At 50.1% G+C, this 11,839-nt stretch carries 9 protein-coding genes; 7 read left to right on the forward strand and 2 right to left on the reverse strand.

Annotated elements, in window-relative coordinates; all coding sequences use genetic code 11:
* Positions 1 to 93: 93 nt before the first annotated feature.
* From adiA to pmrB, 6 genes are all read left to right on the forward strand, one after another.
* Entirely contained in the window at positions 94 to 2,361 is a 2,268-nt protein-coding gene (gene adiA / locus SK36_RS18925; RefSeq protein WP_048222363.1) for an arginine decarboxylase, read from the forward strand.
* 320 nt (positions 2,362 to 2,681) lie between these two features.
* Positions 2,682 to 3,443, forward strand: a complete 762-nt coding sequence (locus tag SK36_RS18930; RefSeq protein WP_048222366.1) for an AraC family transcriptional regulator — start codon at positions 2,682 to 2,684, stop codon at positions 3,441 to 3,443.
* Positions 3,444 to 3,570: 127 nt separating this feature from the next.
* A complete protein-coding gene (adiC, locus tag SK36_RS18935) occupies positions 3,571 to 4,908 on the forward strand; it encodes an arginine/agmatine antiporter (protein WP_045438795.1) in 1,338 nt (445 codons plus the stop codon).
* A gap of 147 nt (positions 4,909 to 5,055) precedes the next feature.
* A complete protein-coding gene (gene eptA / locus SK36_RS18940; protein WP_048222369.1) occupies positions 5,056 to 6,693 on the forward strand; it encodes a phosphoethanolamine transferase EptA in 1,638 nt (545 codons plus the stop codon).
* A gap of 4 nt (positions 6,694 to 6,697) precedes the next feature.
* A complete protein-coding gene (gene pmrA, locus SK36_RS18945) occupies positions 6,698 to 7,366 on the forward strand; it encodes a two-component system response regulator PmrA (protein WP_048222371.1) in 669 nt (222 codons plus the stop codon).
* A gap of 9 nt (positions 7,367 to 7,375) precedes the next feature.
* Positions 7,376 to 8,449, forward strand: coding sequence for a two-component system sensor histidine kinase PmrB (pmrB, locus tag SK36_RS18950; protein ID WP_167493969.1), 1,074 nt, complete (start codon positions 7,376 to 7,378; stop codon positions 8,447 to 8,449).
* Here the strand turns inward: pmrB and pmrR are convergent.
* Entirely contained in the window at positions 8,443 to 8,532 is a 90-nt protein-coding gene (gene pmrR, locus SK36_RS25290; RefSeq protein ID WP_003826741.1) for an LpxT activity modulator PmrR, read from the reverse strand. The genes pmrB and pmrR overlap by 7 nt on opposite strands.
* Before the next feature lie 104 nt (positions 8,533 to 8,636).
* The gene (proP, locus tag SK36_RS18960; protein ID WP_045438776.1) at positions 8,637 to 10,139 is read right to left on the reverse strand and encodes a glycine betaine/L-proline transporter ProP; all 1,503 of its coding nucleotides are present in this window, start codon (positions 10,137 to 10,139) and stop codon (positions 8,637 to 8,639) included.
* A gap of 699 nt (positions 10,140 to 10,838) precedes the next feature.
* Between proP and kdgT the strand changes: the two genes are divergently transcribed.
* Complete coding sequence (gene kdgT / locus SK36_RS18965; RefSeq protein ID WP_045438773.1) at positions 10,839 to 11,837, forward strand: 2-keto-3-deoxygluconate transporter; 999 nt, start codon at positions 10,839 to 10,841, stop codon at positions 11,835 to 11,837.
* Positions 11,838 to 11,839: the final 2 nt, after the last annotated feature.

The following is an 11,839-nucleotide window of genomic DNA, read 5'->3' on the forward strand; positions in this document are numbered from 1 at the left end:
AACTCAAACAGTCTGTTTATTGACCGCTTTACTCACTTATTTATCAGGTAAATACTTGCCCTCGTCACACATCCTCCACTACGGGAAAAGACGATGAAAGTATTAATTGTTGAAAGTGAATTTCTGCATCAGGACACCTGGGTCGGTAGCGCTGTCGAACGTCTGGCTGATGCTTTAAGTCGGCAAAATGTTACCGTCATTAAGTCCACCTCATTCGACGACGGTTACGCCATCCTCGCCGCGAATGAAGCCATTGATTGCCTGATGTTCAGCTATCAAATGGAACAACAAGATGAACACCTGAATGTCAGGCAATTGATCGGTAAGCTTCACGAACGCCAACAAAACGTCCCTGTTTTCCTGTTGGGCGATCGGGAAAAGGCCACCGCGTCACTGGATCGCGACCTGCTGGAGCTTGTCGATGAATTCGCCTGGATTCTTGAAGACAGCGCTGACTTTATCGCGGGTCGCGCCATGGCGGCGATGACCCGTTACCGTCAACAGTTATTACCACCGCTGTTCGACGCCCTGATGAAATACAGCAATGTCCATGAATATTCCTGGGCAGCGCCCGGTCACCAGGGCGGTGTCGGTTTCACCAAAACGCCTGCTGGTCGCCTGTACCATGACTACTACGGTGAGAATCTGTTCCGTACCGACATGGGGATTGAACGTACCAATCTCGGGTCTTTACTCGACCACACAGGCGCATTTGGTGAAAGCGAAAAAAATGCCGCCCGCGTGTTCGGCGCAGACCGTTCCTGGTCCGTGGTAGTCGGAACCTCCGGCTCTAACCGTACTATCATGCAGGCATGCATGACCGATAACGATGTGGTGGTGCTGGACCGTAACTGCCATAAATCTATCGAACAGGGGTTAATCCTCACCGGAGCAAAACCGGTGTATATGGTGCCAAGCCGCAACCGCTACGGCATTATCGGGCCTATCTACCCGCAGGAAATGCAGCCAGAAACTCTGCAGAAAAAAATCAGCGAAAGCCCGCTGACTAAAGGTAAAGCAGGACAAAAACCGTCATACAGCGTTGTAACCAACTGCACCTACGACGGTGTGTGCTACAACGCGAAAGAAGCGCAGGATCTGTTAGCGCAAACCAGCGATCGCATTCACTTCGATGAAGCCTGGTACGGCTATGCCCGCTTCAACCCGATCTATTCCGATCACTACGCAATGCGTGGCGAGCCTGGCGACCATAACGGCCCAACCGTTTTTGCCACCCACTCGACCCATAAACTGCTGAATGCTCTCTCTCAGGCCTCTTACATTCACGTTCGTGAAGGTCGCGGTGCCGTCAATTTCTCCCGCTTTAACCAGGCGTATATGATGCACGCCACCACCTCGCCGTTATATGCCATCTGCGCATCGAACGACGTGGCAGTCTCCATGATGGACGGCAACAGCGGCCTGTCGCTGACTCAGGAAGTGATCGACGAAGCAGTCGACTTCCGTCAAGCCATGGCGCGGTTATACAAAGAGTTCACTACCGAGGGAGACTGGTTCTTCAAACCGTGGAACAAAGAGGTCGTAACCGATCCGCAGACCGGCAAAACCTATGACTTTGCTGACGCGCCAACCCAACTCCTGACCACTGACCAAAATTGCTGGGTGATGCGGCCGGGTGAATCCTGGCACGGTTTTAAAGACCTGCCGGATAACTGGAGCATGCTGGACCCGATTAAAGTCAGCATTCTGGCACCGGGTATGGGCGACGATGGCGAACTGGAAGAGTCCGGCGTACCGGCAGCTCTGGTCACAGCCTGGCTTGGACGTCACGGTATCGTGCCAACACGTACTACCGATTTCCAGATTATGTTCCTGTTCTCAATGGGTATCACCCGTGGAAAATGGGGCACATTAATCAACACACTGTGCTCTTTCAAACACCACTACGATGCCAATACTCCGCTGTCGCAGGTTATGCCTGAACTGGTAGAGGAACATCCCGACACTTACGCAAACATGGGCATTCACGACCTGGGCGACACCATGTTTGCATGGCTGAAAGAAAACAACCCTGGCAGCAAACTCAATGCGGCCTACTCCGGCCTGCCTGTCGCGGAAATCACCCCGCGTGAAGCTTATAACGCGATAGTAAGCGACAACGTTGAGATGGTGGCCATCGAAAATCTGCAGGGCCGTATCGCAGCAAATTCCGTAATTCCTTACCCACCGGGAATTCCTATGCTGCTGTCCGGTGAAAATTTTGGCGACGCCAACAGCCCGCAGATCGGATACCTGCGTTCGTTGCAGTCCTGGGACCATCACTTCCCTGGCTTTGAACATGAAACCGAAGGAACGGAAATTATTGACGGTGTGTATCACGTCATGTGCGTGAAAGCATAAGTCTTTTTTTGCTTAGTCTGCTTTTCTGCTTTCAAGGTTGACACATGATAATTGAGTAATTCCTGAGTATTGCTGCAAAACAATAACATTGTCATACCTTTTTGCGCGGGACCACCCCGCGCTTTTTTTATACAAAAAAAACGTATTGCCACTTGCGTAAATAATTATGTACACCGCGATAATTCCTAAAAATATTGTAATTACTTTAAATCACGCTATTTTAACGCAGGTCTTGATTCATCATACAATTCCATTTAACCGGTATTGTTCACCCCTTGGTGAGCAACGGTATTTTATGTTCATATTCCAGGAGTTCGGGTATGAGGGTTTGCAGCAAAGAAGCTTGTGTTGTTGTATTAACGGAGAAAGATGTTTGGTTAAGGATTAACGGAAAAGAAGCCATCAGTTTAAAAGCTAACCATATGGCGTTATTAGCTTGTGAAAATAATATTATCGACTTCTCTTCACTCAATAATGCGCTGGTTGTCCATATCAGCCGCAGTATCATTAAAGATTACTTACGGTTCTTAAATAAAGATCTGTCACAGATCCCCCTCTGGCAACGCAGTGCCAACCCGGTAATGACCGCCGTCTGCCTGACGCCGGATGTCTTTCGGGTCACCGCTCAACACAGCGTGATGGATAGCCAGAATGAAAGTGAATCCGAACGTAAACGCTCGTTGTTATTCACTGTGTTATCACGTTTTCTCGACAGTAAAAAGTTTATCTCCCTCCTCATGCATATGCTACGCAACCGTATCAGCGACTGCGTTTACCACATCATTGAGAGCGATATTCATAAAGACTGGAATTTAAGCATGGTCGCCAGTTGCTTATGCCTGAGCCCCAGTTTGTTAAAGAAAAAGCTTAAAAGTGAAAATACAAGTTACAGTCAAATAATTACCACCTGTCGAATGCGATATGCAGTTAATCAATTAATGATGGACGGAAAAAATATTTCACAGGTATCTCAGTTGTGCGGATATAACAGCACGTCATATTTTATTTCCGTATTCAAAGAGTTCTATGGCATGACGCCACTGCATTATGTAAGTCATTATCGGGAACGTTCGGCTGCCTGATTTTTAACCATTAAGCGATAAGCCACAATAATATCAGCATTAGCGATACCCCTTTTCCGACATCATAAAATAGCCGTGTGAAGAGGTATGATACGTCGTCATTTATCCTTATCAGGAGTAAAAAAATATGTCGACGGATGCTGATGCTCACAAAGTGGGCTTAATCCCCGTCACCCTTATGGTGTCGGGGAATATTATGGGTTCCGGTGTATTCCTGCTACCCGCAAACCTTGCGTCAACTGGCGGGATTGCAATCTACGGATGGTTGGTCACTATTATCGGTGCTCTGGCACTGTCGATGGTATACGCCAAAATGTCGTCCTTAGACTCCAGTCCCGGTGGTTCATACGCTTATGCACGCCGTTGCTTCGGACCTTTTTTAGGCTACCAGACCAACGTGCTGTACTGGCTGGCCTGCTGGATCGGTAACATCGCAATGGTGGTGATTGGCGTTGGTTACCTGAGCTACTTCTTTCCTGTCTTAAAAGACCCACTGGTCTTAACGCTAACCTGCGTGGCCGTACTGTGGATCTTCGTTTTGCTGAATATCGTCGGGCCGAAAATGATCACCCGCGTGCAGGCCGTGGCGACCGTGCTGGCGCTGGTGCCTATTGTCGGGATTGCGGTCTTCGGCTGGTTCTGGTTCCGTGGTGAAACCTATATGGCAGCCTGGAACGTCAGCGGCATGAACACCTTCGGCGCAATCCAAAGCACTTTAAACGTCACTCTGTGGTCATTTATCGGGGTGGAAAGTGCCTCTGTGGCAGCAGGCGTAGTCAAAAACCCCAAACGTAACGTTCCTATCGCCACTATTGGCGGGGTGCTAATTGCTGCCGTCTGCTACGTTCTCTCCACAACGGCGATTATGGGTATGATCCCTAACGCAGCACTGCGCGTCTCTGCCTCTCCGTTCGGTGATGCAGCACGAATGGCGCTGGGTAACACCGCCGGGGCGATCGTCTCATTCTGTGCGGCTGCAGGGTGCCTGGGGTCACTGGGCGGCTGGACGCTACTTGCTGGACAGACAGCAAAAGCAGCAGCTGATGATGGTCTGTTCCCGCCGATTTTCGCCCGCGTTAACAAAGCCGGTACCCCGGTTGCCGGGTTAATTATCGTCGGTATCCTGATGACTATCTTCCAGTTCAGTAGCATGTCGCCGAATGCCGCAAAAGAGTTTGGTCTGGTCTCTTCGGTATCCGTCATCTTCACGCTGGTCCCGTATCTTTATACCTGCGCCGCCCTGTTGCTGCTGGGCCACGGACACTTTGGTAAAGCGCGTCCACTGTACTTAGTGGTGACCTTCGTGGCATTTGTCTACTGCATCTGGGCCGTGGTTGGCTCTGGTGCCAAAGAGGTAATGTGGTCGTTCGTGATGCTGATGATCATCACCGCGCTGTATGCCCTCAATTACAACCGGATCCATAAAAACCCGTATCCGTTAGATGCTCCGGTTAACCGTAATTAATTTCGATGCTCACTGAAGCCCGATAGCACCAGCTCATCGGGCTTACTCATCACGCAACCAGCCGGTAAATGCAAACATTAAGAACTTAAGGTTGGCTTAATTTTACTTTGAGAGGATCTGCCCCACTTAGTTGATGGAACCCCCTTAATGTTAAAGCTCCTGTTTAAAAGACCGACTTTCGGGCAAATCAGCTGGCTTCTGCTGATCTCATTTTATCTTGCGACCTTCCTGAACATTGCGTTCTACAAACAGGTACTACAAGACCTGCCGCTGGATTCCCTGCGCAACGTACTGGTATTTTTATCAATGCCGGTAGTTGCCTTCAGCGTTATGAACATTGTACTGACGCTGGCCTCTTTCCTGTGGCTTAACCGCCTGCTGGCCTGCATTTTCATTCTGGCAGGCGCATCTGCCCAGTATTTCATTATGACTTACGGCATCATCATCGACCGCTCGATGATCGCCAATATGATGGATACCACACCAGCGGAAACCTTCGCCCTGCTGACGCCGCAAATGATCGTGACGCTTGGATTCAGCGGCATCATGGCAGCGGTAATCGCTTGCTGGATCAAAATCAAACCGGCAGCGCCAGTATTGCGTAGCGTGTTGTATCGAGGGGCCAATATACTGGTATCCGCTCTGCTGATCGTGCTGGTCGCCGCCTTCTTCTATAAAGATTACGCTTCGCTGTTTCGCAATAACAAAGAGTTGGTTAAGTCCCTCAGCCCGTCTAACAGCATTGTGGCTACGTCGTCCTGGTATTCCCACCAACGGCTGGCTAATCTGCCACTGGTACGCATCGGTGAAGATGCTCATCGCAATCCATTGATGACAAAAGAAAAACGTAAAAACCTCACCATTGTGGTTCTCGGCGAAACCTCGCGCGCCGATAACTTCTCGCTGTCGGGTTATTCGCGCCAGACCAATCCTCTGCTGGAAAAAGATAACGTGGTCTATTTCCCGCGCACCACCTCCTGCGGTACGGCGACAGCCGTTTCCGTACCCTGCATGTTCTCCGACATGCCGCGCGCACATTATGATGAAGAGCTGGCGCACCACCAGGAAGGCGTACTCGACATCATTCAACGGGCGGGGGTTAACGTGCTGTGGAATGATAATGACGGCGGCTGTAAAGGTGCATGTGACCGCGTACCGCATCAGAATATGACCGAGCTGAACCTGTCGGGGCAGTGTATTGATGGTGAATGCTATGACGAAGTCCTGTTCCACGGGCTGGAAGAGTACATTAATCAGTTGCAGGGTGATGGCGTGATTGTACTGCACACTATCGGCAGTCACGGTCCGACCTATTACAATCGCTATCCGCCACAGTTTAAGAAATTTACCCCCACCTGCGACACGAACGAAATCCAGACCTGCTCACAGCAACAACTGGTGAATACCTACGACAACACCATCCTGTACGTCGACTATATTGTTGATAAAGCAATTAATATACTGAAAGCGCATCAGGATAATTTCACCACCAGTCTGGTCTATCTTTCCGATCACGGTGAATCCTTAGGGGAAAATGGCGTCTATTTGCACGGCCTGCCGTATTCGATTGCACCGGACACACAAAAGCATGTACCGATGCTGCTTTGGTTGTCAGAGGATTACCAGCAGCGCTACCAGATCTCTCAGACATGTTTGCAAAAACGGGCAAACGCTGAAGATTTCTCACAGGATAATCTCTTCTCAACCCTGCTGGGATTAACAGGCGTACAGACAACCTATTACCAGGGCGCAGATGATATTCTGCAACCATGCAGGGGAGGCTAACCGAATGAAAATTTTGATTGTTGAAGACGATACGCTGTTGCTACAGGGGCTGATACTCGCCGCGCAAACGGAAGGTTACGCCTGCGATGGCGTGTCAACCGCTCGTGCAGCAGAGCATTGCCTGGAGACCGGACATTATAGTCTGGTAGTTCTGGATCTCGGTTTACCCGATGAAGACGGTCTGCATTTTCTGAACCGTATCAGGCAGAAGAAATATACCCTACCGGTACTGATCCTCACCGCTCGTGACACGCTCAAAGATCGTATCAACGGACTGGACGTCGGTGCCGATGACTATCTGGTAAAACCCTTCGCTCTGGAGGAACTGCACGCCCGCATCCGGGCGCTATTACGTCGTCATAACAACCAGGGTGAGAGTGAACTTATTATCGGTAACCTGACGCTGAATATTGGTCGTCGCCAGGTGTGGTTGGACGGACAAGAGGTTATCTTAACGCCCAAAGAGTACGCGCTACTGTCGCGGTTGATGCTCAAAGCGGGCAGCCCGGTACACCGGGAAATTCTGTATAACGACATCTACAGTTGGGATAACGAGCCGTCGACAAATACGCTTGAAGTCCACATTCACAATCTGCGCGACAAAGTCGGGAAATCACGCATCCGCACGGTCAGAGGATTTGGCTACATGCTGGCTGCTACCGGGGAAAGCTAAGTGAAGCTGATACATTTTTTAAAACAACCGCTCCCGCTTCGTCACCGCCTGATGCTGACGATTGGCCTTATTCTGCTGGTCTTTCAGCTGATTAGTACCTTCTGGCTATGGCACGAAAGCACTGAACAAATACAGCTGTTCGAGCAGGCGTTACGCGAAAACCGTAACAACGATCGCCACATCATGCATGAGATCCGCGAGGCCATCGCCAGCCTGATCGTCCCCGGTATCTTTATGGTCAGCCTGACGCTGATTATTTGCTATCAGGCAGTACGGCGTATTACCCGTCCCCTTGCTGATTTACAAAAAGAGTTAGAAGCACGTACGGCAGATAACCTGACTCCTATCGCTATTCGCAGCTCGACCATTGAGATCCAGGCGGTAGTCTCGGCCCTCAATCAACTGGTGACGCGACTGACCACCACCATCGAAAACGAACGTCTGTTTACCGCCGATGTCGCCCACGAGCTTCGAACGCCGTTATCCGGCGTTCGCCTGCACCTGGAACTGCTGTCAAAAGCCCACAACGTTGACGTTTCGCCGTTGATTGCCCGTCTTGACCAAATGATGGACAGCGTGTCGCAGCTACTGCAGCTCGCCCGTGTGGGTCAGTCGTTTTCCGCCGGGAATTACCAGCATGTGAAACTGCTGGAAGACGTGATATTGCCTTCCTACGATGAGCTCAGCACTATGCTGGACCAGCGGCAACAGACGCTATTACTACCAGAGAGCGCCACGGATGTCGTCGTCCGGGGTGACGTCACGCTGCTGCGTATGCTGCTGCGAAACCTGGTGGAAAACGCACATCGTTACAGCCCGGAAGGCACTAATATTACGATTGTCCTAAACACAGAACACGATGCGTTGATGGCCGTCGAGGATGAAGGGCCAGGAATTGATGAAAGTAAATGCGGGGAGTTAAGCCAGGCGTTTGTACGCATGGACAGTCGTTTCGGCGGCATTGGCCTGGGATTGAGTATTGTTAGCCGTATAACCCAGCTCCACCATGGCCAGTTCTTCTTGCAGAATCGCGTCGGAACTACCGGCACCCGAGCCTGGGTGGTGCTGGAGAAAGATCAGTAAGAGCTCACCCATACGTACAAAAAGCTGCTCACGATCAGCACGCTGCATACGGTGGTTAAACTTTCATAAATACGGGTTTTCATGACACTCTCCTCCAATAATCTGGAGGAGAGTTTGCCTGACAGAGATTAAGCCAACCTTAAGAGCCTGCCCTATTAGGCTCTAACCCCTGGCTTACAGGAAAAGATTACTCATCAATACGCGGGTGCTGCTGTACCAGTCGCGAACGCTTGACCTGCAATTCAGCAATTTCCTGATCGATATCTTCAATCTTCTGCTCGATGTTATCGTAGTGCTCACCGAGGATTTCTTTCGCTTCCTGTATATCCGAAGCCGCAGGGGTCGCTCCTTTCAGTGGCTGATTAGCGGTCTCTTTCATGGTCACGCCGGTAATTAAACCCACCACCGCAATCACCATCAGATAGTAAGCAGGCATCATCAGATTCTGCGAACTTTCCACCAGCCAGGCGGCCAGCGTTGGGGTCAAACCGGCAATCAATACCGAAATATTAAACGCCGCAGCCAGCGCACTGTAACGAATGTGCGTCGGGAACATCGCCGGTAACGATGATGCCATTACCCCGGTAAAGCAGTTGAGGATCACCGCCAGCATCAATAAACCAGCGAAAATCAGGCCGATAATGTTGCTGTTAATCAAAATGAATGCCGGGATCGCCAGCACAAACAGCGCAATACTGCCCATAATAATAAACGGACGACGCCCGAAACGGTCGCTGAGCAGCCCCATCACCGGTTGTACAAACAGCATCCCGATCATGATGGCGATAATAATCAGCACACCGTGATCTTCAGAATAATGCAGGTTATGCGACAGGTAGCTCGGCATATAAGTGAGCAGCATGTAATAGGTGACGTTTGTCGCAATCACCAGACCAGTACACGCCAGCAGGCTACGCCAGTGCTTGGTCGCAATTTCCTTAAAGGAGACTTTCGGCCCTTCCTGCAAACCCTGACGGTCGCCCTGCTCCAGCTTATCAACGTGCTGTTGAAACGCCGGAGTCTCTTCCAAAGCGTGACGCAGATACAGACCAATCAACCCTAACGGCAACGCGAGGAAGAACGGAATACGCCAGCCCCAGTCAAGGAAATTCTCCTCACCGACGACGGTGGAGATCAACACCACGACGCCCGCACCCAGCACAAATCCCGCGATGGAGCCGAAATCCAGCCAGCTCCCCATAAACCCACGCTTACGGTCGGGAGAGTATTCCGCGACGAAAATTGATGCGCCGGTGTACTCCCCACCCACTGAGAAGCCCTGCGCCATCTTACACAGCAGCAGCAGTATTGGCGCCCAGATACCAATGGAGGCATACGAAGGGATAAGTCCGATACAGAACGTACTTATCGACATAATCACAATCGTGATAGCAAGTATCTTCTGGCGACCATATTTATCGCCGAGCATACCGAAGAACAATCCGCCAAGCGGTCGAATCAGAAAGGGAACGGAGAAGGTGGCAAGTGCAGCAACCATCTGCACGCTGGGGTCAGCCCCCGGGAAAAACACTTTACCTAATGCGTAAGCTACAAACCCATAAACACCAAAATCAAACCACTCCATTGCATTACCTAACGACGCAGCGGTAATGGCTTTTCGCAGTTTACCGTCATCGATAATGGTGACGTCGCGAAGCGTGATAGGTTTTATTTTTTTCCTTTTTAGCATACCTGTCCTCTTAGACTTAGCCCTGTCGCGCACAGAACGAATCACTCAACGCAGCATGCGCTAAGGTCATCGGCCTTGCGGGGAATGCACTGGCGCAATCCCTGTAACAAGCGTAGCAGGTTTACTTACACTGACCTGAAGTGTGCAGTACAACCGAACCTGTTGACGCCTGATTGGGCGGTTAATGACCTCTTTACCCTAACAGTGTTTAAATTTGTGATCAACTTCACACATAGTTTTTCATTTCGTCAACATGCGTAAATAAGGTCATTCTTAGTCAGCTTTTTTACATAAAGTCGTTGCGATTTATTGGCAATTATCTACAAGAGAATCGCCCTGTCGCACCAACAATCACCGCAGTCATTATTATTCTGCTAGCGAAAAAAACATCTAATCCCTTCACAAAAAATTCACAGATTTTTTAATAGCCGGAAGCTTTAGGAATTTTTGCTCGGAATATGTGATGAAGATAACTAAAACACCGTTTTATTTTGATTGAATCATCGTTCTCATGAATGCACACTAATTCCAGACGCAATATCCCTGGGAGCAGTTAGATGCTCAACGTATGCCGCGTTAGATTTTATAAAACAAAGAGATAGCCGTTTTCTTTGTTGTTATTTTTAAGTAACCATTTGAATTTAAATAATTTTTAATTTCTTGCGCGTTTGATACCAGCGACAAGACATGAGGACGTTTATGAAAATTAAAGCCACGATTGAACGCATCCCCGGCGGAATGATGTTGATTCCACTGTTATTAGGCGCAGTATTAAATACGTTAGCTCCCGATACCGGTGCTTATTTCGGTTCATTTACAAAAGGAATGATCAGCGGCACCGTTCCGATTCTGGCTGTGTGGTTTTTTTGTATTGGCGCATCTATTGATTTACGCGCAACCGGAACGGTATTACGCAAATCCGGTACGCTGGTATTAACCAAAATAGCCGTGGCCTGGGCAGTGGCAATGATTGCCGCTTCATTTATCCCTGACACAGGTATTCAAACTGGTTTCTTTGCGGGTCTTTCCGTTCTGGCGATTGTCTCGGCAATGGACATGACCAACGGTGGTCTGTACGCCAGCCTGATGAATCAGTACGGTACTAAAGAAGAGTCCGGCGCATTCGTTCTGATGTCACTGGAGTCTGGCCCGTTAATGACTATGGTCATCCTGGGTTCTGCAGGTCTCGCTTCCTTCGAACCGCACCATTTCGTCGGTGCAGTCTTACCGTTCCTGATTGGCTTTGCGCTGGGTAACCTGGATCACGACCTGCGTTCCTTCTTCAGCAAAGCGACGCCGGTGCTGATTCCGTTCTTCGGCTTCGCGCTGGGTAACACCATTAACCTGAGCGTCATTGTTGATACCGGTCTGCTGGGTATCCTGCTGGGTGTCGCGGTAATCGTTATTACTGGTATCCCGCTGATTATTGCCGACCGTGTCATTGGCGGAGGGAACGGTACTGCGGGCGTCGCAGCCTCTTCTGCGGCAGGTGCTGCGGTGGCAAATCCGGTGATCATCGCTCAGATTAACCCGGCATTTGAACCCGTTGCCGCCTCAGCGACGGCATTGGTTGCCGCCAGCGTTATTGTCACTGCGATTCTGGTACCAATTATCACCGCGCTGTACGCCAAACGTTTTAACAAACAGCCGGTCGTCACAGAGACTGCGGCCACACCAGCGGATTCTCTGCACCACTAAGT

The organism is Citrobacter sp. MGH106, from assembly GCF_001037495.1.
Taxonomy (GTDB): domain Bacteria; phylum Pseudomonadota; class Gammaproteobacteria; order Enterobacterales; family Enterobacteriaceae; genus Citrobacter; species Citrobacter murliniae.

Bases quoted from the DNA above. Each gene is read 5' to 3' on its own strand.
- eptA (WP_048222369.1), top strand. From the start codon at position 5,056: ATGTTAAAGCTCCTGTTTAAAAGACCGACTTTCGGGCAAATCAGCTGG.
- SK36_RS18930 (WP_048222366.1), top strand. From the start codon at position 2,682: ATGAGGGTTTGCAGCAAAGAAGCTTGTGTTGTTGTATTAACGGAGAAA.
- pmrA (WP_048222371.1), top strand. From the start codon at position 6,698: ATGAAAATTTTGATTGTTGAAGACGATACGCTGTTGCTACAGGGGCTG.
- pmrR (WP_003826741.1), bottom strand. From the start codon at position 8,532: ATGAAAACCCGTATTTATGAAAGTTTAACCACCGTATGCAGCGTGCTG.
- adiC (WP_045438795.1), top strand. From the start codon at position 3,571: ATGTCGACGGATGCTGATGCTCACAAAGTGGGCTTAATCCCCGTCACC.
- proP (WP_045438776.1), bottom strand. From the start codon at position 10,139: ATGCTAAAAAGGAAAAAAATAAAACCTATCACGCTTCGCGACGTCACC.
- adiA (WP_048222363.1), top strand. From the start codon at position 94: ATGAAAGTATTAATTGTTGAAAGTGAATTTCTGCATCAGGACACCTGG.
- kdgT (WP_045438773.1), top strand. From the start codon at position 10,839: ATGAAAATTAAAGCCACGATTGAACGCATCCCCGGCGGAATGATGTTG.